This window comes from Achromobacter sp. MYb9 (assembly GCF_002975275.1).
GTDB lineage: Bacteria > Pseudomonadota > Gammaproteobacteria > Burkholderiales > Burkholderiaceae_B > Achromobacter.
Window position 1 is genome coordinate 32,895 of the sequence record NZ_PCOQ01000023.1, and the last position, 26,639, is coordinate 59,533.

Consider the following 26,639-nt stretch of genomic DNA (forward strand, 5'->3'; position numbering starts at 1 on the left):
CGCAAGGCCGCTTTTTCGTATTCCCCGCACGCTGGTCAGGCGCCCTGGATCTTCTTCACCAATGCGGTGGTCGAACGTTCGAATTCAAACGGGATGGCCACGGCGCGGCCGCCCCAGGTCTTTACCAAGGCGGTCTCGGGCAGTTTCTCCATGTCGTAGTCGCCGCCTTTGACGATCAGGTCGGGCTTGAGCTCGCCGATCAGCGCCTCGGGCGTATCTTCGTGGAACGACGTGACGACGGTCACGAAACCCAGCGCGGCAAGCAGCGCGGCGCGGTCTTCCATGCGATTCAGCGGGCGCTCGGACCCTTTGCCCAGGCGGCGCACCGATTCATCGGTGTTCACCGCCACCACCAGCGTCGCGCCCAGTTGGGCGGCCTGGTCCAGATAGGTCGCGTGCCCCCGGTGCAGGATGTCGAAGACGCCGTTGGTGAACACCAGCGGCCGCGGCAAGCGGCCGGCAGCGACGGCGGCGACGCATTCTTCGCGGGACAGGACTTTGGATTCGAAACGGGCGGCGGACATGCGGCGATTATATCCGCCCGTCCGCCGTCCCACGCAGCAAGCGGGGCGGCTCAAGGCTCGCCCCGCAATGCCTGGCAATCAGGCGCCGGCGAGGACGATCTTCTTTTCCTTGGGCACCACCAGCGCGGTCATTTCCTTGCGGTAGCGGTTCAGGTCCTTCACCGTTTCAAAGCTGCGATCCATCAGCTTGGACAGGATATGCAGGATCCGGCTGGCGACCTTCTGTTCCCAGATGCCGTCAAAGCGGATCTGCGTATCCAGCCAGTGTTCCAGCCAGCCCGGCTCCGGCAAGCGGGACTGCACCGTGTCGTTGGGGAACAGGTCCTTGTTCACGTGCAGGTTGGTCGGGTGCAGCGCCTGCTGGGTACGGCCGGCGGACGCCATCAGCACGCCGATTTTCGAAAACGCCAGGCGGGCCTGTTCGCTCGTGTCCTCGCCGCGGTCATGCAGCGCACGGCGCATGTACTGCAGGTAGGCGCCAGCGTGGCGGGCTTCGTCTTGCGCAACGGTCTTGTAGATGGCCTTGATGACGGGTTCCGTGTGCCATTCGGCGGCGCGGCGGTACCAGTGATTCAGGCGGATTTCACCGCAGAAGTGCAGCATCAGGGTTTCGAGCTCGGGCGCGGCGTCGAATTCAAAGCGCACGTTGTGCAGCTCTTCCTCGGTCGGGACCAGGTCCGGGCGGAAGCGGCGCAGGTATTCGATCAGCACCAGCGAATGCTTCTGTTCTTCAAAGAACCACACCGACATGAACGCGCAGAAATCACTGTCGCCGCGATTGTCGCGCAGGAACATTTCCGTGGCCGGCAAGGCCGCCCATTCGGTAATGGCGTTCATCTTGATCGTGTGGGCTTGCTCGTCGGAGAGCTTGCTGCGATCGAAATCCCCCCAGGGGATGTCGTGGGCCATGTTCCAGCGCACGGCTTCCATGGTCTTGAAGAGTTCAGGATAAAGCATGGTCTGCCCTTGTATTCGTCCCGCTAGTGGGGCGATAGAAATTAATGAATGGCGCGCGCGTCTCTTTCGGCGTGACGCTGCATTCATCCACCGCAGCGCTATTTTTCGCCGTCTCCCGCGAAGCTATGATGACCGTTTCATGAATGAAACATGACAGAGTTCGTCTAGATCATCGCGCCGCCTATCGGGTCAAGGCCCATATTGCGACCCCGATCGCAAGGGCCAGCACCCCAACCAGCGCTGCAACCAGCCGGTTGTTTTGTTCCTGGGCGCGCCGCAGGTGAATCATCTCGGCCAGCAGCGCAGGCGAGACGTTCGGGCGGCTCAGGTGGTCATGGACCAGCCTGGGCAAGGCTGGCAGCATCTGAGACCACTGCACGGCTTCCTTTTCCAGGCTCTGACGCAAACCCTTGAATCCGACGCGCTGACGCATCCAGCGTTCCAGATAGGGCTTGGCAGTCTTCCAGAGATCCAGGTTGGGATCAAGCTGGCGGCCCAATCCCTCGACGTTCAGCAACGTCTTCTGCAACAGCACCAGCTGGGGCTGGATCTCCACGTTGAACCGGCGCGACGTCTGGAACAGGCGAAGCAGCACTTGCCCCAGCGAGATCTCGGACAACGGCCGGTCAAAGTACGGTTCGCAAACGGCACGCACGGCGCCTTCCAGCTCTTCTTCACGCGTATCCGCGGGCACCCATCCCGATTCGATGTGCAGTTGCGCCACGCGCCGGTAGTCGCGATGGAAGAAGGCCAGGAAATTCTGCGCCAGGTAGTTCTTGTCGAACTCGGACAGCGACCCGACGATGCCGAAGTCCAGCGCGATGTAGCTGCCCAGCGTATCGGGGCGGTCCGACACGTAGATGTTGCCCGGGTGCATGTCGGCGTGGAAGAAGCCGTCGGTGAAGACCTGCGTGAAGAAGATCTCGACGCCGGTACGCGCCAGGGTCGGGATGTCGATGCCCGCCGCGCGCATGCGTTCCACCTGGCCCACCGGCATGCCGTACATGCGCTGCATGGTGAACACCGTGGATGCCGTGTATTCCCAGATGACTTCGGGCACGATCAGCATGTCGCCACGGCCCGATTCGGGGCCGAAGTTGCGGCGCAGCTGGCTGCAGTTCGAGGCCTCGCGCACCAGATCCAGTTCGTCGTGCAGGTATTTATCGAATTCGGCCACGACCTCGCGCGGCTTCAGGCGACGGCCATCGGCGCCCAGGCGCTCGATGATGCGCGCCACGATCTTCAGCAGCGACAGGTCTTTTTCGATGATGCTCAGCATGCCCGGACGCAGCACCTTCACCGCGACCTCGCGGCCGTCGTGCAGCACCGCGAAGTGCACCTGGGCGATCGAGGCCGACGCCACCGGGTCCACGTCGAACTGCGCGAAGAGCTTTTCGGGCGGCGCGCCCAGCGCCGCTTCGATGCAGGCCGCGGCCTGGGCCGACGGGAACGGCGGCACGCGGTCTTGCAGCAGCGCAAGTTCGTCGGCGATGTCGGCGGGGATCAGGTCGCGACGGGTGGACAGCACCTGCCCGAACTTCACGAAAATGGGGCCCAGCGATTCCAGGGCCAGACGCAGGCGTTGCCCGCGCGGCTGGCGCGGCCGGGTGCCCAGGCGGATGACGCGCAACAGGCAGGTGGCCAGCGGATGGTTCAGGCTGGAGAGCACCAGCTCGTCCAGGCCATAGCGCAACGAAACCAGGATGATGCGGAACAGGCGCAGCAAGGGGAACATGGATCAGGCGCCCCGCTTTGCACTGGCGGCCGCCAGACGGGTTTGCAGCGCGGTGGCCGAGCGCGCCAGCGCATCGGCGCGGGCGTTCAGCTCGGCAAGATCCAGGCGCCATTGCTCAAGCGCCGGGCGGCCCGTCAGCACGCCGCTTTCTTCCGACAGGTATTCAGACACGTTCTCGGCCAGGCGGCGGCCCGCCGTGCGCGCGCCGTCGGTGGCCGCGCGGGCCCCGCCCACGATGCGCAGCGCGGCAATATCGCCCACCACCCGGGCCAGGGCGTCTTCCGGGTCCCAGCGCAATTGCTTGGACAGGTCCGCCACCACCTGCGCCAGCGCCGCATCCCCCGAAATATGGGTAGCCTCGGCGAAGTCGGGCGTCTCGCGGTCCGCGCCCAGGCGCGGCAGGGGCAATTTTTCCGGGGCGACGGTCAGCGTCACGTCGGGCACCACGGCCGGGTCGGCCTGGGCTGCCAGGCCCTCGCTGTCGATCGTCAGGCCCAGGGTGAAGCCCCCAAGCGCGAAACGCACGGTTTTGCCGGCGTGGCGCGCCAGGCGCTCGCGCGCCCAGTCCTCGCGCCGCAACAGGGCGTTGAGCGCGCTTACAGCCAGTCGCGAGGGAGTGGGCAGGAACGAAAAAGGCAGCATGACGGTCTGCAACGGCCCCGGTGGCCGGGGTTGCCGAAGTTAATGGGTAAATCGGGAGTGTAACGGGTTAGATGGGCGCGTGTTTTGCGGCAGAACATGGAAAAACCGGCCCTTGGAGGGCCGGTTCAAGCAGATGCCTTGCGGCATCCGCAACGGAGGCGGGATTCGGACCCGGCCGGCCAGCCTTAGCTGGCGAGATCCACCGGGATCTGCTGGATGCCGGCCAGCAGCCAGCCGCCGTTCGCCGGCTTGAACAGGTTCCAGACTTCTTCGAAGCGGAAGGCCTCGGTGCCCGGGGCTTCGCGCAGCATCCCGGAGAAGCGCACGCTGGCCAGATGGCCGTCGGACACGGTTTCGATGCCCAGCATTTCAGCGTTCAGCAGGACCACTTCGGTCTTGTTGGGCGCGGCGCCGCGCTCGGCCAGTTGCGGCTTGAGCTCGGTGATCAGGTCATCGGTCAGGAAGTCGCGCAGGCCATCGGTGCTGCCACTGTCCCAGACGGCCTGGATGCGGACGAACTGCTCCTTGGCCTGCTTCAGGAAGTTGGGCGTATCGAAATCGCCCGGCACGAACCAGTTGCTGTCCTCGCCGGCCTTGGGCAGCGCGGCGGGCGTGGTCACCGGCGCGGCGGCCACGGAGGCCGCAGCAGCGGCGGGCGCGGCGGCAGCCGGCTTCAGCGCTTCACGCCATGCGGGCTGCTGTTGCTGGCCCGGTGCGTTGTTGGCGCCGTTGAACGCGCCTTGCGTCGCGGTGCGCGGCGCGGCGCCACGCAGGCGGCGGATGATGAACATGACGGCGAACACGACAGCGGCGATCAGCAGCGCGGAGCCGAGGAATTCGGCGAACGCGCCCGACAGGCCCATGCTGGACAGCAGGGCGGCGATGCCCAGGCCAGCAGCGATGCCGGCGATGGGGCCGAGCCAGCGCGATGCGCCGCTCTTGGCGGCGGCGCCCGCAGCGCCAGCCGTGGCTGCGCCGGCGGCTGCCGGGGCGGCGGTGGCGCCTGCCGTATTGCTACCGGCGGCCGGAGGCGTCGTAGCCTGGCGTTGCTGGGTCACATTGGTGGATTGACGGCCGACGCTGCTGCCGCCGCCCGCACGACGGGCTTCGGCGTCAAAGGACGCCGTCACCAACGCCGCGCCGGAGATGGCGATGAGCGCCGCGGCGACAAACCGCGAGAAACAGAATTTGGTCATAGAGTTTTGCTCCCTCGTACTCGCGCCCCCGCTGCCCCGAGCAGCGGGGAGTCCCACGGACAGCGGGACCATAGTCGCGACTTTTCTTACAGTAATCTGAATGACGTAAGAATAACGGACAAGACGCCCGCCCACAAGTTCCCCGTGGGGTGGCGAAACATCCTATGGACACCCTGGATTCAGCCCAGGCGCACGCCCTCGTGCAGCGCGGCGATGCCGGCGGTCAGGTTGAAGTACTGCACCCGCTCCAGGCCGGCGGTGCGGAGCATGTCGGCCAGGGTTTCCTGGTCGGGATGCATGCGGATGGATTCCGCCAGGTAACGGTAGCTGGCCTCGTCGTTGGCGATCTTCTTGCCCAACCACGGCAGCACGTTGAACGAATACCAGTCGTAGGCGGGCGACAGCGGCTTGGCCACCCGCGAGAATTCCAGCACCAGCAACTTGCCGCCCGGCTTCAGCACGCGGGCCATTTCGGCCAGGGCGCGGTCTTTGTGGGTCATGTTGCGCAGCCCGAAAGCCACGCTGACGCGGTCGAAGTAGCCCGTGGGGAACGGCAGGCGTTCGGCGTCGCAGACGGCGGTGGGCAGCAGCAGGCCCGCGTCGGTCAGGCGGTCGCGGCCCACGCGCAGCATGGAATCGTTGATGTCGGTCAGCCAGACTTCGCCCGTGGGGCCGGCGCGCTTGGCGAACGCACGGGCCAGGTCGCCCGTGCCGCCAGCAATGTCCAGCACCTTCATGCCGGGGCGGATGGCGGCGCGGCCGATGGTGAAGGCCTTCCAGACGCGGTGCAGGCCGGCGGACATGAAATCATTCATGACGTCGTAGCGCTGAGCAACCGAATGGAAGACTTCAGCCACTTTGCGGGCTTTTTCGCCTTCCGGCACCGTTTGGAAGCCGAAATGCGTGGATTGCGGGTTGGAGTCGGCGGAATGTTGCGATTCGGAGGGGTTTTGCATGGTGAAATTCCCGATATATCGTTCAATGGTAGCCTATCGGGCACCGGGCGGCGGCCAGTGAACCTGCCCCGGCGGCACCTCTCGGTCACATACCTGAAATATTGCGGCCATACTATCGCAATGTTCGCGCCGCGCCGGCGCTCCGAAGTGTGCCAAATTCGCCATGTCCAGCACTATCCTCGTTGTCGAAGACGAACCCGCAATCCAGGAACTGATCGCCGTCAACCTGTCTTTCGCGGGGCACAAAGTGTTGCGCGCCTTCGACGCGGACCAGGCCCAGACCCTGATCCGCGCCGAACTCCCCGATCTGATCCTGCTGGATTGGATGCTGCCCGGCACGTCCGGCCTGGCCATGGCGCGCAAGCTGCGCAACGACGAGCGCACCCGCGCCGTCCCGGTCATCATGCTGACCGCCAAGGGTTCCGAGCAAGACAAGGTCGACGGCCTGGAAGCTGGCGCCGACGACTACATCACCAAGCCTTTCTCGCCGAAAGAGCTGATGGCCCGCATCAAGGCCGTGCTGCGCCGCCGCGCGCCCCAGTTGACCGACGACGTGATCGACGTGGGCGGCCTGAAACTGGATCCGGTGACGCATCGCCTGTCGGGCAACAGCCAATCGCTGCAGATCGGTCCCACCGAATTCCGCCTGCTGCATTTCTTCATGACCCACCCCGAGCGCGTGTTCTCGCGGTCGCAGCTGCTGGACCAGGTCTGGGGCGACCACGTGTTTGTCGAAGAACGCACCGTGGACGTCCATATCCGCCGCCTGCGCAAAGCGCTGGAGCCCAGCGGCCATGACGCGCACGTGGAAACGGTGCGCGGCAGCGGTTACCGGTTTACGGCCCAGCTCCCGACGCGGTAAAACTGCCGCACGATGATCTGGCTGCGCACACTTTTCCTGGTCGCCCTGTGGGCGGTGATTTCACTACTGGCGCAATGGCTCATAGGAGACCCGGCGGGCTGGATCGTGTTTTCGGCCGTGCTGGCCGTCATGCTGCTTTGGCGCAGCTGGAGGCTGACGCTGGTCTCGCAATGGGCCCACCACCCGGACACCTCCCCCCCCGCCTCCGTCGGGCCTTGGGACGACATCCTCGCCCCCCTCTACCGCTATACCCGCGCCCGTGCCCGCGAGCTGGCCGAAACCCGCGACACCATGCAAGGCATGCTGGCCGCCGCCCAGGCGTTGCCGGACGGCGCGGTCACGCTGAATGCGGACTTCCAGATCGACTGGTGCAACCGCATGGCGCGCCAGCACCTGGGCCTGCGCCTGCCGGCCGACCGCGGCCATAACCTGCTGAACCTGCTGCGCGCGCCGGAATTCGTGGAATACGCGCATCGGCCGGCCTGGCCCGAACCCATCCTGGTGCGCCTGGGCCAGAACGGCCAGGAACGCCTGATGATGATGCAGCTGACGGCTTATGCCAGCAATCAGCGCCTGCTTATCACCCGCGACGTCACCCAGATCGAACGCCTGGAAACCACGCGCCGCGATTTCGTGGCCAACGTCTCGCACGAACTGCGCACGCCGCTGACCGTGCTGGCCGGGTTCCTGGAAACGCTGCGTGACATGCCGGCCGACGCGCTGCCCGAAGAACAGCGCGCGCAGTACATCGACATGATGCACGAGCAGGCCCAGCGCATGCAGGCCATCGTGGAAGACCTGCTGACCTTGTCCACGCTGGAATCTTCGCCGGGTAGCGATCCGCGCGCCATCAACATGGGCGCGTTGCTGCAGAAGGCGCGCCAGCAGATCGAAGCGCTGTCGGGCGGACGCCACGTGCTGGAATGGCATATCGACGACACGCTGGACGTGCTGGGCGCCGAAACCGAGCTGACCTCAGCGCTATCGAACCTGCTGACCAACGCGGTGCGCTACACGCCGGACGGCGGCACGATCACGGTTCGCTGGGAACGTGAGGCGGACGGCGGCGCGCGCTACAGCGTGCAGGACACCGGCATCGGCATCCCTGCCCGCCACCTGCCGCGCCTGACGGAACGGTTCTACCGCGTGGACCGCGGCCGCTCGCGCGCCGTCGGCGGCACCGGCCTGGGCCTGGCGATTACCAAGCACATCGCCATGCGCCACGACGCCGAACTGCTCATCACCAGCGAACCCGGCAAGGGCAGCGTCTTCGCGCTGCGCTTTCCGGCCGAGCGCATCGCCATCGACGAGCCGACGTAAGGCCCGGCCAGGCCGCGACCCTCCGCGCCGCATCCGTGGCGCGGATGGTAAATTCCCGGCCATGCGCATCCTGGTCATCGAAGACGAACCCAAACTGGCCGACTACCTGAAGAAGGGCCTGTCGGAGCAAAGCCATGTCGTGGACCTTGCCCGCGACGGCGTCGACGGGCTGCATCTGGCGCTGGAAGGCGCCTACGACCTGATCGTGCTGGACGTGATGCTGCCGGGCGTGGACGGCTTCGGCATCCTGGCTTCAGTGCGCGCGCAGAAAGACACCCCCATCCTGATGCTGACCGCGCGCGACGCGGTGGAAGACCGCGTGCGCGGCCTGGAAGGCGGCGCCGACGACTACCTGGTCAAGCCCTTCGCGTTTTCCGAGCTGCTGGCGCGCGTGCAGGCGCTGCTGCGCCGCGGACGCACGCAGGAACCCACGCTGCTGCGGCTGGCTGACCTGGAACTGGACCTGGCGCGCCGGCGCGCGCAACGCAGCGGACGCCGGCTGGACCTGACCGCCAAGGAATTCAGCCTGCTGGCGCTGCTGCTGCGCCGCCAGGGACAGGTGCTGTCGCGTACCACGTTGGCCGAACAGGTCTGGGACATGAACTTCGACAGCGACACCAACGTCATCGACGTGGCGGTGCGGCGCTTGCGCAGCAAGCTGGACGATCCGTTCGACACCAAACTGCTGCATACCGTGCGCGGCATGGGCTACGTGCTGGAGTCGCGCCCGCCCCCCCATCCGGCGCCCCATTCCGAATGAAACCGCCGCGCATGCGCTCGATGCAGGCGCGGCTGACGCTGTTGCTGGGCGCCATTGCGCTGCTGGTCTCCAGTTTGGCGGGGGCCACGCTGTTCTGGGCGCTCAAGCGCGAAGTCGAGCGCCAGGAAATCACCGAGGTCAACGGCAAGCTGGAACTGATCAACCACCTGATCGACATGCAGAACAGCGCCAGCGGCCTGCACGATCTGGCCGCCACCTTCGACGAAATGCGCGCAGGCCAGGGCCAGTTGGGCATCTGGATCGTGGACGCGCAGGGCAACGCCGTCTACGGCGGCGCCCTGCCCGAAACACTGGACACCGTGGGCGGCCAACAGGTCGTCCTGCAAACGGCGGATGGTGGACGCATGCGCGGTTTGCGGGTGGCCATGAACGACCGCATTCTGCCGGGCGCGCAGCTGACCGTGGCAGTCAGCACCCGCACCAGTTCGCAGTTCTTGTACGCCTATGGCACGGCTTTGGTGCTGATCTGCGCGCTGTGGGTGGGCGCGACGGTCGTGCTGGCGGCCTGGGCCGTGCGCCGCAGCATGGCGCCCACGCGCCGGCTGTCGGAACAGGCCGCGCGCATCCAGCCCGACAACCTGGCGCTGCGCCTGCCGCTGGAAGACACCGACCGCGAACTCCACGAACTGGTGCGGTCGTTCAACCGCACGCTGGAGCGGCTGCAGGCGGCCTATCAGCAAATGGAAGGCTTCAATGCCGACGTGGCGCATGAACTGCGCACGCCGCTGGCCACATTGATCAATGGCGCGCAGGTCATGCTGTCGTCGCCGCGCAATGCCGCCGAACTGCGCGACGCCCTGGAATCCAATCTGGAAGAGCTCGAAGACCTGAAGAAGCTGGTCAACGACATGCTGTTCCTGGCCCGCGCGGACCGTGGCGAACTGGCCGCGGACCTGGCCCCGGTATCGCTGGCGGCCGAGGCCCGCCGCGTGGCGGAATACTACGAAGCCACCCTGGACGAACACGGCGTGCGCCTGCGCTGCGAGGGCGACGCCACCGTGGCCGCCAATCCCGGGCTGGTGCGCCGCGCCTTGGCCAACCTGATCTCCAATGCCATCAAGGCCACGCCCGCAGGGCACGACATCGTGCTGCGCTGCTCGGCATCGCCGGCGGGCGCGCGGGTGGAAGTGCGCAATCCCGGCCCCCCCATTCCGCCCGCCGACCTGCCCCGCATTTTCGACCGCTTCTTCCGGTCGGGGCAGGCGCGCGCGCCGCGCAGCGAGGGCCACGGCCTGGGCCTGGCCATCGTGCGCGCCATCGCCCGCATGCACGGCGGCGATGTGGACGCGGTGTCGGACCTCCATGGCACGGTGGTCGGCATCACGCTGCGCGGGCCCGTGCCGCCCGCGGCTTCCGGCAACATTACAAAACCGTAATCCGAACGACAGAATCGGGTCACCCCCGCTTTCCTACAGTGTCATCACGGCCATCCCTCTCTAGGACTCTCGTGAAAGACACCCTGATCCGCTTTACCCAAGCCGCCGCGCTGACCTTGCTGGTCGCTGGCGCCGCGCAGGCCGCAGGCGACCACGCCGGCCACGGCATGTCCATGCCTGCCGCCTCGACGCCCATCGGCAAGCCGGGCGATGCCGCCCGCGCCACGCGCACCATCGATGTCGACATGACCGACGCCATGCGCTTCACGCCCGATCGCATCGAAGTCAAGGCAGGCGAGACGGTGCGCATCAACGTGCGCAATTCCGGAAAGATCCGCCACGAGCTGGTGCTGGGCACCGATGCGGACTTGAAGGCGCACTACGACATGATGATGAAAGACCCCGGCATGCGCCACGAAGAGGCGAACGCCGTGTCGCTGGAAGCCGGCAAGAGCGGCCAGATCGTCTGGCGTTTCGACAAGGCGGGCACCGTTTCCTTCGGCTGCCTGGAGCCCGGCCACTACAGCGCCGGCATGAAGGGAGCGGTGTCGGTCCTTTGACGCCCGGCGCCTTCTTTCCATGAGCACATCTCCCCCTCTTGCCCGCCGCCGCTTCGTGCAGGGCCTGGCCGCCGGCGGCGCGCTGGCCGCGCTGGGCGGCTGGCGCGCCGCATTGGCCGCGCCCGCGCCTGCCACCGAATTGCGCGGCACGGAATTCCATCTGGAAATCGGCGAAACGCCCGTGAACTTCACCGGCGCCGCACGCATCGGCACCACCGTCAACGGCCAGGTGCCCGCGCCGCTCCTGCGTTGGCGCGAAGGCGACACGGTGACCCTGCACGTCACCAACCGGCTGCGCGAACAGACCTCCATTCACTGGCACGGCATCTTGCTGCCAACCGACATGGACGGCGTGCCCGGCCTGAGCTTTTCGGGCATCGACCCGGGCCAGACCTTCACCTACCGCTTCCCGGTGCGCCAGAGCGGCACGTACTGGTATCACAGCCACTCGGGCTTTCAGGAACAGACCGGCCTGTACGGCGCCATCGTCATCGACCCGCGCCGCCGCGACCCCATCGCGTCGGACCGCGACTACACGGTGCTGCTGTCCGACTGGACGGACGAAGACCCGATGCGGCTCTTCAACAAACTGAAGGTGATGCCCGAGTACTACAACCGCATCCAGCCCAGCGTCCAGAGCCTGGCCGCCGACGCGCAGGAACGCGGCTGGCGCGCGGCGTTGTCCGAACGGCTGATGTGGGAACAGATGCGCATGACGCCGACGGACCTGGCCGACGTGTCGGGCGCCACCTACACCTACCTGACCAACGGCGCGACGCCCTCGGGCAACTGGACCGGGCTGTTCAAGCCGGGCGAACGCATCCGACTGCGCTTCATCAACGGGTCCGCGATGACGTACTTCGACGTGCGTATCCCGGGCCTGAAAATGACGGTCGTGGCCGCCGACGGGCAGGACGTGCGGCCCGTCGGCGTCGAAGAATTCCGCATCGGCGTGGCCGAGACCTATGACGTGATCGTCGAGCCGCAGGACGACCGCGCCTACACCATCTTTTCCCAGGCGATGGACCGCTCGGGTTTTGCTCGCGCGACGCTGGCGCCGCGCGCCGGCATGCAGGCCGACGTGCCCGCGCTGGACCGCGTTCAATTGCTGGGCATGATGGACATGGGCATGGCGCACGACATGGGTGGAGGTTCAGGCGGCATGGCCGGCATGGACCATGGCGGCCACGGCGACTCTGCCGCCGGGCAAGGCGGCATGGTCGAAATCAGGCACCCCTACCCGACCGAGCGCGGCGTCAGCAATTCCATGCTGCCCGACGTGGTGTCGACACGCCTGGACGACCCGGGCGTGGGGCTGCGCGACAACGGCCGCCGGGTGCTGACGTACGCCGATCTGCACTCCATTCGGGAACCCGAAGACAATCGCGCGCCCTCTCGCGAGATCGAACTGCACCTGACCGGCAACATGGAACGCTACATGTGGTCGTTCAATGGCGTGAAATTCTCGGACGCCAAACCCATCGTGCTGCGCTACGGCGAACGTGTGCGCTTCGTGCTGGTCAACGACACGATGATGACGCACCCGATCCATCTGCATGGCCTGTGGAGCGACCTGGAATCGCCCGACGGCGCGTTTCAGGTGCGCAAGCACACCATCACCCTCAACCCGGCGCAGCGGCTGAGCTATCGCGTCAGCGCCGATGCGCGTGGACTTTGGGCCTACCACTGCCACCTGCTGTATCACATGGAGGCCGGCATGTTCAGAGCGGTCGTGGTGGAGTAAGCGATGACGACTCAATGCAAACTGATGGGCGCCTGCGTCCTGGCCTTGACCCTGGGCGCATCGGGCGTCCACGCGCAACCCGCCGCGATGGACCATTCCAGCATGCCCGGCATGGACCACGGCGCGATGCCGCCAGCCGCCCCGCCTGCCCCGGAGCCAGCGCCGGCCGCCATGGACCACGCGGCGATGGGGCACGGCGCCCCCGCGTCGAACGCGCCGCCGGCGGGCAGCCTGCCGACGAGCGACGGCGCGGGCGAGCGCGACTACGACAGCTACGGTATTCACCCGCACATGATGGACAACGCGTCCACCTGGCAGGTGCTGTTCGACAAATTCGGCGTCACGCGCAATCGCGACGGCGAAAACGCCCTGGACTGGGACGGCCGCTTCTGGTTCGGGTCGGCCACCGATCGCCTGCTCATCAAGAGTGAAGGCGAACGCGAAAGCGGCGGCGGCTCGGAGGGCAAGGTCGAAGCCTACTGGAGCCATGCCGTATCGCCCTTCTGGAACCTGCAACTGGGCGCGCGCCGCGATATCGGCACCGGGCCCAAGCGCAACTGGGCCGCGTTCGGCGTCGAAGGCCTGCTGCCCTACAACATCGAACTGGAGACCACCGCCTATGTGGGATCGTCTGGCCGCACCGCGCTGGCGCTGAAGGCCGAGTACGACCTGCTGCTGACGCAGCGCCTGATCCTCACGCCGGAAATCGAGGCCAGCCTGTACGGCAAGCGCGACCCGGAACGCGGCATCGGTTCGGGCCTGTCGACCGGGTCGCTCTCTTTGCGGCTACGCTATGAGGTCACGCGCGAGTTCGCCCCGTACATCGGCGTCTCGTTCGAACGGAAATTCGGCCAGACCGCCAGCTACGCCGCCGACGCCGGGGCCAGCCGGTCCCAAACCGCCGTCATGGCGGGCGTGCGGTTCTGGTTCTGACGCGGTATCGCGCCCCTCTCATCCCTATTCGTGCACGGAGCATCATGAACATTTCCCGCATCACGCGCCGACTGATTCTTGCCACGGCGCTTGCCGCCCCCGTCTTCGCCACGGCGCAGACGCCCGTGAAGATCGAGGTCTGGAAGACGCCCACCTGCGGCTGCTGCGAAGACTGGGTCAAGCACATGCGCGACAGCGGTTTCGCCGTCACCACGCACGACGTGCAGGACACCGGCCCCATCCGCCGCAACGCGGGCATGGCCGACTACGGGTCCTGCCATACCGCCGTCGTGGACGGCTACGCGGTCGAAGGCCACGTGCCCGCCAGCGACGTCCGCCGCCTGCTCCTGGAAAAGCCGGACGCCGCCGGCCTGGCCGCGCCCGGCATGCCGCTGGGATCGCCCGGCATGGACGGCCCCGAGTACGGCGGGCGCAAGACCCCGCACGACATCCTGCTGGTGGACAAGCAAGGCGGCGCGAAGGTCTTCCAGGCGTACCGCTGAAACAATTCATCCACACCGTCTCAATGGCTACTCCTTGCACTGCAGCAAAAATGCGCCACAATCGATAAAACGCATTTTTCACCCACCCCTGGCAGTCATGGCAAAAATCGTCCTGTTCGAGAACATCCATCCGAGCGCGCGCGCAGTCTTCGAAGCCGCCGGTTACACCGACATCGTCACGCACGCCGCGGCCCTGCCGCCGGCGAAAATGCAGGAAGCCCTGCGTGGCGTGCACGTGGCGGGGATCCGTTCTCGCACGCACCTGGACGCCGCCCTGCTGTCCAGCCCCGACCTGCGCGTCGTGGGCTGCTTCTGCATCGGCACCAACCAGGTCGACCTGGATTCCGCCATGCAGCGCGGGGTTCCGGTGTTCAACGCGCCGTTCTCCAACACGCGTTCGGTGGCCGAACTGGTGTTGGGCGAGGCCATCCTGCTGCTGCGCCGGATTCCCGAAAAGAACGCCCGCGTGCATCTGGGCCATTGGGACAAGAGCGCCTCGGGCGCCTTTGAAACGCGCGGCAAGACGCTGGGCATCGTGGGCTACGGCAATATCGGTTCGCAGATCAGCACGCTGGCCGAGGGCCTGGGCATGCGCGTCGTCTACCACGACGTGGAAGCCAAGCTGCCGCTGGGCAACGCCCGCCCCGCCGGGACGCTCAACGACTTGCTGGAACAGGCCGACGTGGTGACGCTGCACGTGCCGGGCGGCAAGTCCACCGAGAACATCATGAATGCGGAAACCATCGGCCGCATGCGGCGCGGCGCGATCCTCATCAACGCTTCGCGTGGCACGGTCGTGGACATCGACGCCCTGCATGCCGCGCTGAAGTCCGGCCATCTGGCGGGCGCCGCGCTGGACGTGTTCCCCACCGAGCCCAAGGGCGCGGACGAACCGCTGGCCAGCCCGCTGATCGGCCTGCCCAACGTCATCCTGACGCCGCACATTGGCGGCAGCACGCAGGAATCGCAAGAGAACATCGGCCGCGAAGTGGCCGAGAAACTGGTGCGCTTCATGCAGGCCGGCACGACCAAGGGCGCGGTCAACTTCCCCGAACTGCCCTACCTGGAGCCGGCCGGCGCCACTCGCATCCTGCACGTGCACCGCAACGCCCCGGGCGCGCTTGGCACGCTGGACAACCTGATGGCGCAGCACGGCCTGAACATCGTCAGCCAGATCTTGCAGACCAAGGGCCAGATTGGCTACGTGATCACCGACGTGGAAGGCCAGGTCGATGACGCGGTGATGACCACGTTGCGCGATCACCCCATCACGGTCCGCTGCGACCGGCTGTAAATCCCGGTTGCGCCCAAACGGAAAGCGCCCCTTCGCGGGGCGCTTTTTTTTGGCGGGCCTGCGCTGGCCGGCCGGGCCAAAGGCGGCGTCACGGCTCAGCCGCCGCCGTCATCAGGCATTCCGCCATCTTCTCGCGCACGCTGCCCGCGTCGAACGGCAGGCGGCCGATGATGCCGATTTCCCGGTGGAACGCTTGTTCGGCCAGCGGCACCAGGCGCAGCCCCGTCACGTCCAACCGCCGCAGCTGCGGCAGCAGCGCCACGCCCAGGCCGTGCCGAACCATATTGGCGATGGCTTCGATTTCGTCCAGTTCCACGGCTTCGTGCACATGGATGCGGTGCTTCTTCAAGAAGATATCCACCACCCGCCCGCCGAACGAGGCCCGGTCGTAACGGATGAAGGGCTGCGTCGCCAACAGTTCGCGCCAGGGCGCTGCGGGCAAGGATGCCGGCACGGCCAGCACCACCGGCTCATTCAGCAGGCGATGCCAGCCCAGTTCCGGCGGCAGCGTGAACGGCGGGCGGATCAGCACGGCCATGTCCACTTCGCCCGCGTCCACCTGCCCCAGCAGCGACAGCGACACACCGGGCACGATACGCACTCGCACATCGGGGTAGACGGCGCGAAAGCGGCCCAAGGCGCGCACCAGCAGGTCTTGCTGCACCGAGGCGATGGCGCCGATGCGCAACGACCCGCTGACCTGGCCGGCCCCGGCGGTCGTCACCATGCGCTCAGCCATGGCGACGAGTTCTTCCGCCTGCGGCAGCATCTCGCGGCCATGGGCGTTCAACACGGCGGCCCGGGCTCCGCGATCAAACAGCGCCACGCCCAGGTATTCCTCCAGCCGCTTGATCTGGGCGCTGACGGCCGACTGCGTCAAACCCAGATGGGCGCCCGCGCCCGTGAACGTACCGTCTCGCGCCACGGCGATGAAGGTTTTGAATTCTTTGATCACAATCAATATTTTTGATGCTAAGGCACAAAAAATATCGTTTTTCAATCAAAAAAACAATACCTAAACTATGCGCTGGTGTTAACGGAGGCCCAACGGCCCCGTGCAAACCGATTCCTTTTTTGAATGACCCGGAGTTTTCATGACCGCCCAAACCAACCTGCCGCCGTTCCACCTGGCCTTCCCGGTTCGCGACCTGGCCGAAGCCCGCGCCTTCTACGGCGAAAAACTGGGCTGTCCGGAGGGCCGCAGCTCGCCCGAGTGGATCGATTTCAATTTCTACGGCCACCAGATCGTCGCCCACCTGGCGCCCAGCGAATGCGGCCACAACGCCACCAGCGCAGTGGATTCCCACAATGTGCCGGTGCGCCATTTTGGCGCCGTGCTTTCCATGGAACAATGGGAAACCATGTCCAAGCGCCTGATCGACGCAGGCACCGAGTTCGTCATCGAACCCTACATCCGCTTCAAGGGCGAAGTGGGCGAACAGGCCACGATGTTCTTCCTGGATCCGTCGGGCAACGCGCTGGAATTCAAAGCCTTCAAGAACATGGATTCCTTGTTCGCCAAGTAATCCGCTGCCAGAGGTTTCGCGCCGTTGAACGCCTTGTCAGAACCCCCTTCTCCGGCCGAAACCGCTTGGCGCATCCTGCCTCAGGGTGATCGCTGTCTGATCATCTCGTTCGGCGACAAGATCGATGCATCGGTCGGCCGGACCTGTCTGGCCGCGGCGCGCAAGCTGCGCGCCGCACAGTTGCCCGGCGTGACCGATGTCGTGCCTTCGTTCGTCGCGGTGGCCGTGCACTACCGGCCCGACGGCCTGGGCAACGGCCCCACCTGCCACAGCCTGACCGCAAGCATCGACGCCTTGCTGGCCGAAGGCATCGCCGCCGACGCTCTGGACGGCCGTCAGATCGACATCCCCGTCTGCTACGGTGGCCAGCATGGCCCCGACCTGTCCGAGGTGGCGCGGGCGGCTGGCGCGACGGAAGACGAAATCGTCGCGCTGCACAGCGAGCCACGCTGCATGGTGTTCATGTTGGGCTTCGCGCCCGGCCACGCCTACCTGGGCGTGCATGACCCCAAACTGAATATCCCGCGTCGGCCCTCGCCACGCACTGCGGTGCCCGTCGGCTCGGTCGCCGTGGCCAACCGGCAGACCGTGATCTACCCCAACCGGCTGCCGGGCGGCTGGAACATTATCGGCGCGACGCCGCTGACGCTGTTCGACCCCGCCCGCGAGCCCGCTTCCCTGCTTCAACCCGGTGATTCGGTCCGATTCGTACCCATCAGCGCCCAGGAATTCGACCGCCTTCGGGAAGCCCGGCCATGAGCGTGACCGTCATCAAGCCCGGCATGCTGTCCAGCTTCCAGGATCGGGGTCGCGACGGCTACCAGCACGAAGGCATTCCGGCCGCGGGCGCCATGGACGAACGCGCGCACCGGCTGGCTAACGCGCTTGCCGGCAATAGCGGCGACCCGGCCACCCTGGAAATGACCCTGCTTGGCCCCACGCTCCGCTTTGACGCCCCGGCATGCTTCGCGCTGACGGGCGCCGACCTGGGCGCCACCCTCAATGGCCGGGACATCCCCCTGCACCGGCCGCTGGTGGCCCGGGCGGGCGACACCCTGGCCTTCGGCGCCAGGCCGGCCGTGGGCGTGCGCGGCTATCTGGCGGTGCATGGCGGCTTTGCGCTGCCTGCCGTCATGGGCAGCGAAGCGACCTACCTGCGCAGCGGCTTCGGTGGATTCCAGGGCCGGGCGCTGGCCAAAGGCGACCGCATTGCGCTGCGCGCCCCGCTGGACGGCCACGGCCTGGATGCGCTGCAAGCGGCGCTATGGGATATCCGCGCTTATCTGCCCGGCACGCTGGGCGGCCAACGGCGCGGCGCCATCCGTTTCCTGCCGGGCATGCACTGGGAAGAATTCTCGGCGGCCACGCGGCAGGCCTTCACGGATGCGGAATTCCGCGTCAGCCCCCAGTCCGACCGCATGGGATACCGCCTGACGGGCCCGGCGCTGTCCATGAGCCGGCCGCGCCAGATGCTGTCCGAGGCCGCCAGTTTCGGCACCGTGCAGGTGCCCGCGGGCGGCGAAGCCATTATCCTCATGGCCGACCGGCAAACCACCGGCGGCTATCCCAAGATCGCGCAGATCGCGACGGTGGACCTGCCCGCGCTGGCGCAATCCGCGCCCGGCCAGGCGCTGCGCTTCCAGCTGATCAGCCTGGATGACGCGCAACGCCTGGACGCCGGGCGCGAACACGCGTTCATGCAATTGCAAGAGGCGCTGGCCCCCCTGCGCGCGCTTCTGGCCCCCGCAACAAGGAAACCACAATGACCACCCGCATCGATATGAACTGCGACATGGGCGAAAGCTATGGCGCGTGGACCATGGGCAACGACACGGCGGTGCTGCAATACGTCAGCTCCGCCAATATCGCTTGCGGCTTTCATGGCGGGGACCCCGCCACCATGCGCAAGACCGTCGCCGCGGCGCGGAAGCAGGGCGTGGCGCTGGGCGCCCATCCCAGCTTGCAGGACCTGGCGGGGTTCGGCCGCCGCGTCATCCAGATCACGCCGGATGAAGCCTATGACATCGTGGTCTATCAGATCGGCGCGCTGGCCGGCGTGGCCGCTTCGCAAGGCGCGCGCCTGCACCATGTGAAGGCCCACGGCGCGCTGTACAACATGGCCGCCCGCGATGAAGGGCTGTCACGCGCCATCTGCCAGGCGGTCAAGGATGTGGATGCGTCGCTGATCCTGTACGGGCTGGCGGGCAGCAAGCTGATCGACGCGGCGCGCGCGATCGGTCTGACAGCGGCCAGCGAAGTGTTTGCCGACCGCTCCTACCAGGACGACGGTTCACTGACGCCGCGCACGCGCGCCGGCGCCATGATCGAAGACCTGGACCAGGCGGTGGCGCAAGTGGTGCGCATGGTGCGCGAAGGAAAGGTGCGTTCCGTCGACGGGCACGACGTGCCGGTGCAAGCCGACACGCTTTGCATCCACGGCGATCAGCCCAACGCCTTGCTGTTCGCCAACGGCATCCGCCAGGCGCTGGAGCAGGCGGGCATCGAAATCCGCACGCCGCCTCGGGCCTGAGCGGGGCGCAGGCCAGGAAGCGTCCGCGCGTTCCGGCCGTTCAAGCCCGGCCGTAGCGCGGCGCCAGTTCTTCCGCGGCCTGTTCGGCGGCGTCGCGGTATGCCTGCAGAATACCCGGCAGCACTTCCACGACATAGGTGCGCGTCAAATCGGCCGCGCGCTCGAAATCGCGGACGGCCAGCGCCTGCGTGATGCCGTGCGTATAGATCTGCAAGGTATTGGTTTCGATCGAGCGCCGGGCCAGCAGATAGCGCAGCGGCTCCACCTGTTCGTAGAGCTTGCTGAGCATGCTGGTCAGCGGCGTATTGCCCGTATAGCGGGCCGCCGCCAGATAGAACTCGCGCGCCGCCGCGATGCAGGCCCGAATATCGCGCTTGGCCACGGCCGCCGCGATGGCCTCGTCATAGCTGCGCAGTTCGGCCACCAGCGGCGCCAGGTCGTGCATGTCCGCCAACTGGCGGATGCAATACGCCTCCAGCTCCGCGCGCAGCAGGTACAGGTGACGGATCTGCGTTTCGGTATAGAGGGTGACCCTGAAGCCCTTGCGTTGGATATGCGTGACCAGGCCGCTCAGTTCCAGCAACCGCAGCGCTTCCCGGATCGGGCTGCGGCTGGTGCCGAAACGCTGCTCTAGTTCTTGCTCCCGCAAGGGCTGCCCAGGCCGGATAGTGCCATCCACTATCAACTCACGAATCTGTTCCTGTAGGAAATACGGAATCGTGGCGGGCGCTTTGACGTCCAATCGGCTCCCCTTGTACTGCGCGATGCGTGGTTGAGACACCGAGAAGATACTAGAAATCTATTGAAACACAAATAAGAATATTGTTGCAGAGACCAATAACTTTCGCTACGCCCTGCCCCGGGATCAGTCCCAATCGTCGCGATAGACGAATTTGGGCATCTGCCAGTTGAAGCGCAGCGCCAGCAGGCGCAGGGCCAGGCCGGCCGCCAGCGCCACGGGCACGGCGGCGTTGGCCGACAGGCCCAGGGACTGTCCGCCCAGGTAAAGCGCCCCGGTCACGACCGACACGCTGGCGTACAGCTCCTTGCGGAACAGCAGCGGCACTTCGTTGCACAGCACGTCGCGCAGCACCCCGCCGGCGCAGCCGGTGATCATCCCGCTGATCAGCACCACCGTGATCGGCAATTGCATCAGCTGCGCCACCTGGCAGCCGATGACGGTGAACGCCACCAGCCCCAGGGCGTCGGCCAACAGGAATACGCTGCGCAGGCGCCGCATGACGGGCGCGATCAAGGCGGTCAGGATCGCGGCGCCGCCCGTCATCCACAGGTACTCGGGATGGATGACCCACGTCAGCGGGTAGTGTCCCAGCAGCACGTCGCGCAGCGACCCGCCGCCCAGGGCGGTCACGCAGGCAATGATGCAGACGCCCATCCAGTCCATGTCGCGCCGGCCGGCCGACAACGCCGCCGTCATGGCTTCGGCCACGATGGCGACCAGGTACAGCGTGTGCAGCAGGGCAGGAGAAATATCGGAGAGCATGGGGAAAGGCGGCAGCAAGACGGTGATCGGGCCGGAACGCGGCGCGGACTCGGGGTACGGCAGGCCCCATTGTATTGACCCTGACCGTGCGCAAGGCGCCATTGCCTACAGGCGTTCCATCCCTTACGCTGGACCGTGCGTTGATATCGATCAATCCCCGGTCCGCATCGCGGCGGGACAATGGGGACATGCCCTCACGGGCGGCAACCGCCAGGTTGCCCGGATGCGGAAGCCGGCACCCTGGCTTGAACCGGGAGATAACGTATGACACAGCAAACAGGCCCCATCCTATTGGCAACGGACCTGAGCGCGCGGGGCGACCGTGCCCTGGACCGCGCGCTCCAGCTCACCAAAGAGCTCAACACCAAGCTGATCGTCCTGCATGTCATGGAAAGCCATGCCACGCCCGCCCGTCTTACCACGCCGGTCTGGCGGCGCCTGTCGACCGATCACAAAGCGCTGGCCGAACGCGAGCTGTCCGAAGACCTGGCTGCCGCCGACGTGCCGTCCGAAGTCGTCGTCGTATCCGGCGATCCCCTCACGCGCATCATGGAAACCGCCGACAGCTTCGGCTGCTCGCTGATCGTCACCGGCATCGCCCGCGACGAGACGCTGGGCCGGCTGCTGCTGGGCACCACCGTCGAAAAACTGGCCCGCCAGGCGCGCCAGCCGGTTCTGGTGGTCAAGACCCGTCCGCGCAAGCCGTACCGCGACGTGCTGGTCGCCACCGATTTCTCGCCCGGCTCGCGCCAGGCCCTGCGCGCCGCGTTGCAACTGGTGCCCAACGCCAATCTGACGCTGTTCCACGCCTATGACGTGCCGTTTCAGGGCAAGACCGTGCCCGACGACGCCATCACGCGCAGCTTCTACAACGGCGCCGAACAAAGCGCGCGGGAATTCACGGCTGAAACGCCCGAACTGGCCGGCAAGACGCCCCAGATCGTGCTCGAGGCCGGTCAGCCCGAAACCGTGCTGTCGGAATACTCGTTCAACCACCGCTCCGACCTGGTCGTCACGGGCACCCACGGCCGCACCGGCATCCTGCGCACCGCCATCGGCAGCGTGGCCGAGCGGCTGCTGGAATCCTTGCCCAGCGACGTGCTGATCGTCCGGCTGACCGAAAAGGAATAAGCCGCGCGCAAGGAACATCGGCGCCCCATCCCGGGCGCCGATTTTTTTTGTGCGAAGGATGCGAATCCCGGAAGGACCGGCCGCCGCGCCCTTACGCCTGGTCCCCCTGCCTTTCCATGGTGTCGATCGTGCCGCGCAGCATCTTCAGCAGCACGAGGCCTGGCAGCGCGATCACTACCGTCACCAGGAAGAAGCCTGGCCAGCCCATGTACCCCACCAGCGGCGGGGTCAGCGGCCCGGCCAGATACGTGCGGCCCACCGCCGACAACGCCGACAGCAGCGCGAACTGCGTCGCGGAAAACTGCTTACGGCACAGCGCCATCAACAAGCCCACGAAAGACGCGGTGCCCAGCCCGCCGCACAGGTTTTCGATCCCGACGCCCGTTGCCATCAGCCACAGGTTCTTCGGGCTGATCGCGATGAGCCAGTACGCCAGGTTGGACACCGCTTGCAGCAGCCCGAAGGCCATCAGCGACCGGTACAGACCCCAGCGCGACATCAGCGAGCCGCCGGCCAGCGCACCCACGATGGTGGCGGCCAGCCCCAACACCTTGTTCACCGTGCCGACTTCGGTGGGCGTGAATCCCGCCCCGCGGATCAGGAACGTGGTGGACAAGGCGCCCGCGAAGGCGTCTCCCAGCTTGTACAGCACGATCAGCAACAGCACCGCCAGCGCGCCACGCCGCGTGAAAAATTCGCGCAGCGGCTCGCCAACCGCCTCGCGAAGATTGCGGGGCGCGACGACGACGTGTTCGGGTTCGGGCGCCAGCAGTGTCGCCACCGCGCACAGCAGCATCAGGCCGCCCATCAGCACATAGGTATAGCCCCAGCCGATCCATTGGTCCGCCAGGATCAGCGCCAGGCCGCCAGAGGCAATCATGGCCAGGCGGTAGCCCATGACCTTGACGGCGGCGCCGGCGCCGCGTTCCTCCTTGCGCAGCACGTCGGTGCAATAGGCGTCGAACGCGATGTCCTGCGTGGCGGACAGGAAAGCCACCAGCACCGCCAGCATCGCCAGCGGCATGAGGGCCGTCGACGGCGACATCATGCCCATCGCCATGATGGTCAACGCCAGCAGCAACTGCGTCACCAGCATCCAGCCGCGGCGGCGGCCCAACAAGGGCGGCACATACCGGTCGACCAGGGGTGCCCAAAGGAATTTGATGGTGTAGGCCGTGCCCACCAGGGTGAGGAAACCGATTTCCTGAAGCGGCACGCCTTCCACGGTTGCCCAGGCTTGCAAGGTTCCGCTGGTCAGGGCCAACGGCAATCCGCTGGCAAAGCCCAGGACCAGCAAGGGGGCCACGCGGGGGCTGGTGTAGACGTTGGATACAGCGGTGATGACGGTCTCCTGAAACGCGCCGGCGCGGCGCAACTGGCATCGCGCCGCGGGCTTGCGGCATTTTAGGGCTTGTTCGGCCGCGCCGTCAGGACGATCGGTGTCGGAATGTCAGGGCGACGCGAAGCGATAGACCGCCAGCGTGCTGCGCCAGCTGGGGAATAGCTTGACCTCGCGGCCTTCGTTGAAGGTCGCGCGTTCCAGGATGCGCACGTCCACGACGCCCGCCAGCTGTTCGAAGTCGCGCAGCGTGCACAGGTGGATGTTCGGCGTGTTGTACCACTGGTAGGGCATCTGGCCCGTCACCGGCATGCGGCCGCGCAAGATGGCCCAGCCGTGCGGCCAGTAGCCGAAGTTGGGAAACGACACGATGCCGTAACGCGCCACCCGCGCCATCTCGCGCAGGATGTGTTCGGTGTGGTGCATCGACTGCAAGGTCTGCGACAGCACCACCGTGTCGAACTGCTTGTCGTCGAACAGCGCCAGGCCGTCTTCAAGGTTTTGCTGGATCACCTCGACCCCGCGACGCACACAGGCGATGACGCAGGTGTCGTCCAGTTCGACGCCCGCGCCGCGCACCTGGCGGTGGTCGCGCAGGTGCGCCAGCAGCGCGCCGTCGCCACAGCCCAAGTCCAGGACGCGGCTGCCGGGCTCGATCCATCCTGCAATGCGCGCCAGGTCGGGCCGCAGCGCGCTGTGGGCATAGCGGGGGGTCACAGGGGTCATTCGGAGCGTCCTTCGGTCGGAGCGGCGGCGTCGCCAAGCCCAAGCTCGCGCGCGATCCGTTCGTAATAGCCGCGCACCACGGCATGGTAGCGCGCGTCTTCCAGCAGGAAGGCGTCGTGGCCGTGCGGCGCGTCGATTTCGGCGTAGGTGACGGGGCTGGCGTTCTTCAGCAGCGCGCGTACGATCTCGCGCGAGCGTTCAGGCGGAAAGCGCCAATCGGTCGAGAACGACACCAGCAGAAAATCGGCCTTGGCCGGCGCCAGCGCGCGTGCCAGGTCGCCGCCCGTCGTGCGGGCGGGATCGAAGTAATCCAGCGCGCGGGTAATCAGCAGATAGGTGTTGGCGTCGAAGTAGCGCGTGAACTTCTCGCCCTGGTAGCGCAGGTAAGACTCCACCTCGAATTCGACGTCGTAGCCATAGCGGTACGCGCCATCTTCCGCGGGCGCGCGTTGCGCACGGCCAAACTTCTCGGCCATGTCGTCGTCCGACAGGTAAGTGATGTGCCCGATCATGCGGGCCACCGACAGGCCGCGGCGCGGAACGGTGTCCTGCGCGTAGTAGTCGCCGCCGTGGAAATCCGGATCGGTGATGATGGCGCGGCGCGCCACTTCATTGAAGCCGATGTTCTGCGCCGACAGGCGCGGCGTGCTGGCGATCACCACGCAATGGGCCACGCGCTCGGGCAGCGTGATGGCCCAGCTGAGCGCCTGCATGCCGCCCAGCGATCCACCCATCACCGCCGCGAAGCGGTCGATGCCGAAGTGGTCGGCTACGCGAGCCTGCGCGCGCACCCAGTCTTCCACCGTCAGCACCGGGAACGCGGCGCCCCAGGGCTTGCCGGTGGCCGGGTTGATGCTGGCCGGCCCGGTCGAACCGAAGCACGAGCCCAGGTTGTTCACGCCGATCACGAAGAAGAGGTTGGTGTCCACCGGCTTGCCGGGGCCCACCATGTTGTCCCACCAGCCCAGGTCGCTGGGGTTGTCCGCCGCCTGCCCCGCCACGTGGTGCGAGGCATTGAGCGCATGGCAGATCAGGACCGCGTTGGTGCGCTGGGCGTTGAGCGTGCCGTAGGTTTCCACGGCAAGTTCGTAGGCAGCCAGCGACTGGCCGCTGAGCAATGGCAGCGGCTCATCGAAACGGATGAAGGTGGGTGCGACAAGACCGACGGAACCGGGATCAACGGTGTCGGAAGTCGTGACGGTTGCGGGAACGAACCCGCTGGCCGAATCACCGGCCAAATGTTGGGCAGGAGTGGTCATACGGACCTCTTTAGCTGGATTTATTGGAAGGCGCCCGCAAGCGGATCAGGCAAATCGGCGCCGAAATATGGGTCATGCAATGGGTACTGCGAAAAGAATTCTAGCACTGCTTGCGGCCGTGGCAGCAGCCCGCCCGCCGGTGGGACAATAGCCTTTACCGGCGGCGCCCCCTTCCCGACGCGGCGCGCCCCCCTGACGGAAAGGATATGGCTCACATCTATCTGGACGAACTTCAACACCTGGCGGCGGCTGGCCTGGCCGCCGCCGGCGCCAACCCGGCGATGGCGGACAGCACTGCCCGCGCGCTGGTCTTCGCTGAAAGCCAGGGCCTCAGTTCCCACGGGCTGTCTCGCGTGCCGTTCTACGCCGGCCACTTGCGCGCGGGCCGCGCCATCGGGTCGGCGGTGCCGCGCGTCGTGCACGAGCGCGGCGGCGCGGCCCTGATCGACGCGGGCTCGGGCCTGGCTTTCCCCGCCTGCGCCCTGGCGGTGGAGCAGGCCGCGACGCGTGCGCGCGAACACGGCATCGCCTTCATCGGCGTGGCCAACAGCCACCATTTCGGCGAAGCCGGCTATCACCTGGAAGCCTTGGCCGATGCCGGCCTGGTCGCGCTGGCGCTTAGCAATTCGCCAGCCGCCATGCCCGCCTGGGGCGGCAAACGGCCGCTTTTCGGCACCAACCCCATCGCTGCGGTCTTCCCGCGCCGCAACGGCGCGCGGCTGGTGATCGACCTGTCGCTGTCGCAAGTGGCGCGCGGCAAGCTGATGATCGCCGCGCGCGACAACCAGCCCATTCCGCTGGGCTGGGCGCTTGACGCAGCCGGCCAGCCCACCACCGACCCCAAGGCGGGGCTGGCGGGCAGCATGCTGCCTGCGGGCGGCGTTAAAGGCGCGATGCTGGCGCTGATCGTCGAACTGCTGGCCTGCGCCCTGACGGGCGCGCACTTTGGCTTCGAGACGGAATCGTTTTTCGTGGACGCGGGCGGCCCAGCCCGGCTGGGGCAGGCCTTCATGGCCATCGATCCCGGCGCGCTGGCTGGCAACAACGTCTATCTGGAACGCGTCGAAACGCTGGTCGATGCCATGTTGGAAGACGACGGCGTGCGCCTGCCCGGCGACCGCCGCCGCAAACTGCGCGACGAAGCGATCAAGCATGGCGTGGACATCCCGGACGCACTGATGGCGCAACTGCGGACCATGGCGGGCGTGGCCTGACGCCCTCCCGGGCACACCCGCCCGCGC

27 protein-coding genes and 1 riboswitch are annotated in these 26,639 nt (G+C 66.8%); of the genes, 15 read left to right on the forward strand and 12 right to left on the reverse strand.

Translation table 11 applies throughout. From position 1 onward, the window contains the following. Window positions 1–35 precede the first annotated feature (35 nt). The 6 genes from CQ050_RS24775 to ubiE form a co-directional block, all read right to left on the reverse strand. Window positions 36–524, reverse strand: coding sequence for an adenylyltransferase/cytidyltransferase family protein (locus tag CQ050_RS24775; protein WP_105559466.1), 489 nt, complete (start codon window positions 522–524; stop codon window positions 36–38). A gap of 78 nt (window positions 525–602) precedes the next feature. Then, window positions 603–1,481 (reverse strand): ferritin-like domain-containing protein, encoded by an 879-nt coding sequence (locus CQ050_RS24780; protein ID WP_105559467.1) that lies wholly within the window; start codon window positions 1,479–1,481, stop codon window positions 603–605. 181 nt (window positions 1,482–1,662) lie between these two features. Next, entirely contained in the window at window positions 1,663–3,216 is a 1,554-nt protein-coding gene (gene ubiB / locus CQ050_RS24785) for a ubiquinone biosynthesis regulatory protein kinase UbiB (RefSeq protein ID WP_105559468.1), read from the reverse strand. Window positions 3,217–3,219: 3 nt separating this feature from the next. After that, on the reverse strand, window positions 3,220–3,858 hold the full coding sequence (locus tag CQ050_RS24790; RefSeq protein ID WP_105559469.1) for an SCP2 domain-containing protein: 639 nt from the start codon (window positions 3,856–3,858) through the stop codon (window positions 3,220–3,222). A gap of 185 nt (window positions 3,859–4,043) precedes the next feature. Next, a complete protein-coding gene (locus tag CQ050_RS24795; RefSeq protein ID WP_105559470.1) occupies window positions 4,044–5,054 on the reverse strand; it encodes a Tim44 domain-containing protein in 1,011 nt (336 codons plus the stop codon). Between the two features lie 179 nt (window positions 5,055–5,233). After that, entirely contained in the window at window positions 5,234–6,010 is a 777-nt protein-coding gene (gene ubiE / locus CQ050_RS24800; protein ID WP_105559471.1) for a bifunctional demethylmenaquinone methyltransferase/2-methoxy-6-polyprenyl-1,4-benzoquinol methylase UbiE, read from the reverse strand. A 163-nt stretch (window positions 6,011–6,173) separates the two neighbouring features. On the opposite strand from ubiE, the gene phoB reads away from it, so the two are divergent. From phoB to serA, 9 genes are all read left to right on the forward strand, one after another. Further along, window positions 6,174–6,872, forward strand: a complete 699-nt coding sequence (phoB, locus tag CQ050_RS24805; protein WP_006227196.1) for a phosphate regulon transcriptional regulator PhoB — start codon at window positions 6,174–6,176, stop codon at window positions 6,870–6,872. Between the two features lie 12 nt (window positions 6,873–6,884). Next, window positions 6,885–8,192 carry a phosphate regulon sensor histidine kinase PhoR gene (gene phoR / locus CQ050_RS24810; RefSeq protein WP_105559472.1) on the forward strand — a complete coding sequence of 436 codons (1,308 nt, stop codon included), beginning with the start codon at window positions 6,885–6,887 and terminating at the stop codon, window positions 8,190–8,192. A 61-nt stretch (window positions 8,193–8,253) separates the two neighbouring features. Next, the gene (locus tag CQ050_RS24815) at window positions 8,254–8,952 is read left to right on the forward strand and encodes a heavy metal response regulator transcription factor (RefSeq protein WP_105559473.1); all 699 of its coding nucleotides are present in this window, start codon (window positions 8,254–8,256) and stop codon (window positions 8,950–8,952) included. Further along, window positions 8,949–10,349, forward strand: a complete 1,401-nt coding sequence (locus CQ050_RS24820) for a heavy metal sensor histidine kinase (protein ID WP_105559474.1) — start codon at window positions 8,949–8,951, stop codon at window positions 10,347–10,349. Before CQ050_RS24815 ends, CQ050_RS24820 begins: the two co-directional genes overlap by 4 nt. 71 nt (window positions 10,350–10,420) lie before the next feature. Next, window positions 10,421–10,909: a plastocyanin/azurin family copper-binding protein gene (locus tag CQ050_RS24825; protein ID WP_105559475.1), complete on the forward strand. Its 489-nt coding sequence runs from the start codon at window positions 10,421–10,423 to the stop codon at window positions 10,907–10,909. Window positions 10,910–10,928: 19 nt separating this feature from the next. Continuing rightward, window positions 10,929–12,653, forward strand: a complete 1,725-nt coding sequence (locus CQ050_RS24830) for a copper resistance system multicopper oxidase (protein WP_105559476.1) — start codon at window positions 10,929–10,931, stop codon at window positions 12,651–12,653. Between the two features lie 3 nt (window positions 12,654–12,656). Next, on the forward strand, window positions 12,657–13,586 hold the full coding sequence (locus tag CQ050_RS24835) for a copper resistance protein B (RefSeq protein ID WP_105559477.1): 930 nt from the start codon (window positions 12,657–12,659) through the stop codon (window positions 13,584–13,586). A 44-nt stretch (window positions 13,587–13,630) separates the two neighbouring features. Then, window positions 13,631–14,089, forward strand: coding sequence for a DUF411 domain-containing protein (locus tag CQ050_RS24840; RefSeq protein ID WP_105559478.1), 459 nt, complete (start codon window positions 13,631–13,633; stop codon window positions 14,087–14,089). 97 nt (window positions 14,090–14,186) lie between these two features. Beyond that, window positions 14,187–15,383, forward strand: a complete 1,197-nt coding sequence (serA, locus tag CQ050_RS24845) for a phosphoglycerate dehydrogenase (RefSeq protein WP_105559479.1) — start codon at window positions 14,187–14,189, stop codon at window positions 15,381–15,383. An 88-nt stretch (window positions 15,384–15,471) separates the two neighbouring features. Here the strand turns inward: serA and CQ050_RS24850 are convergent, their stop codons facing one another. Then, a complete protein-coding gene (locus tag CQ050_RS24850) occupies window positions 15,472–16,338 on the reverse strand; it encodes a LysR family transcriptional regulator (RefSeq protein WP_199196924.1) in 867 nt (288 codons plus the stop codon). Between the two features lie 139 nt (window positions 16,339–16,477). Here CQ050_RS24850 and CQ050_RS24855 point away from each other — a divergent pair, with 139 nt between their 5' ends. Genes CQ050_RS24855 through CQ050_RS24870 form a run of 4 tightly spaced genes read left to right on the forward strand, consistent with a single transcriptional unit; the run spans window position 16,478 to window position 19,439 of the window. Beyond that, on the forward strand, window positions 16,478–16,909 hold the full coding sequence (locus CQ050_RS24855) for a VOC family protein (RefSeq protein ID WP_105559481.1): 432 nt from the start codon (window positions 16,478–16,480) through the stop codon (window positions 16,907–16,909). Window positions 16,910–16,933: 24 nt separating this feature from the next. Further along, window positions 16,934–17,668, forward strand: a complete 735-nt coding sequence (gene pxpB / locus CQ050_RS24860) for a 5-oxoprolinase subunit PxpB (protein WP_105559482.1) — start codon at window positions 16,934–16,936, stop codon at window positions 17,666–17,668. Next, window positions 17,665–18,675 carry a biotin-dependent carboxyltransferase family protein gene (locus CQ050_RS24865; protein ID WP_105559483.1) on the forward strand — a complete coding sequence of 337 codons (1,011 nt, stop codon included), beginning with the start codon at window positions 17,665–17,667 and terminating at the stop codon, window positions 18,673–18,675. The genes pxpB and CQ050_RS24865 overlap by 4 nt, the downstream gene beginning before the upstream one ends. Beyond that, window positions 18,672–19,439: a LamB/YcsF family protein gene (locus CQ050_RS24870; protein ID WP_105559484.1), complete on the forward strand. Its 768-nt coding sequence runs from the start codon at window positions 18,672–18,674 to the stop codon at window positions 19,437–19,439. Before CQ050_RS24865 ends, CQ050_RS24870 begins: the two co-directional genes overlap by 4 nt. A 40-nt stretch (window positions 19,440–19,479) precedes the next feature. Here the strand turns inward: CQ050_RS24870 and CQ050_RS24875 are convergent, their stop codons facing one another. Together CQ050_RS24875 and CQ050_RS24880 are read right to left on the reverse strand one after the other, a co-directional pair. Further along, on the reverse strand, window positions 19,480–20,181 hold the full coding sequence (locus tag CQ050_RS24875; RefSeq protein ID WP_105559485.1) for a GntR family transcriptional regulator: 702 nt from the start codon (window positions 20,179–20,181) through the stop codon (window positions 19,480–19,482). Between the two features lie 123 nt (window positions 20,182–20,304). After that, window positions 20,305–20,943: a trimeric intracellular cation channel family protein gene (locus CQ050_RS24880; RefSeq protein ID WP_105559486.1), complete on the reverse strand. Its 639-nt coding sequence runs from the start codon at window positions 20,941–20,943 to the stop codon at window positions 20,305–20,307. A gap of 264 nt (window positions 20,944–21,207) precedes the next feature. Here CQ050_RS24880 and CQ050_RS24885 point away from each other — a divergent pair, with 264 nt between their 5' ends. Next, window positions 21,208–22,074, forward strand: a complete 867-nt coding sequence (locus CQ050_RS24885; RefSeq protein ID WP_105559487.1) for a universal stress protein — start codon at window positions 21,208–21,210, stop codon at window positions 22,072–22,074. Window positions 22,075–22,165: 91 nt separating this feature from the next. Here CQ050_RS24885 and CQ050_RS24890 read toward each other — a convergent pair whose 3' ends face one another. The 3 genes from CQ050_RS24890 to CQ050_RS24900 form a co-directional block, all read right to left on the reverse strand. Then, entirely contained in the window at window positions 22,166–23,416 is a 1,251-nt protein-coding gene (locus CQ050_RS24890; protein WP_105559534.1) for a muropeptide transporter, read from the reverse strand. A gap of 108 nt (window positions 23,417–23,524) precedes the next feature. Beyond that, window positions 23,525–24,139, reverse strand: coding sequence for a methionine biosynthesis protein MetW (gene metW, locus CQ050_RS24895; RefSeq protein WP_105559488.1), 615 nt, complete (start codon window positions 24,137–24,139; stop codon window positions 23,525–23,527). Beyond that, window positions 24,136–25,398, reverse strand: coding sequence for a homoserine O-acetyltransferase (locus tag CQ050_RS24900; protein WP_199196925.1), 1,263 nt, complete (start codon window positions 25,396–25,398; stop codon window positions 24,136–24,138). The genes metW and CQ050_RS24900 overlap by 4 nt, the downstream gene beginning before the upstream one ends. Beyond that, a riboswitch (SAM riboswitch) is annotated at window positions 25,388–25,469 on the reverse strand. (Overlaps the previous gene by 11 nt.) Window positions 25,470–25,604: 135 nt before the next feature. Here CQ050_RS24900 and CQ050_RS24905 point away from each other — a divergent pair. Then, on the forward strand, window positions 25,605–26,612 hold the full coding sequence (locus CQ050_RS24905; protein ID WP_105559489.1) for an Ldh family oxidoreductase: 1,008 nt from the start codon (window positions 25,605–25,607) through the stop codon (window positions 26,610–26,612). Window positions 26,613–26,639: the final 27 nt, after the last annotated feature.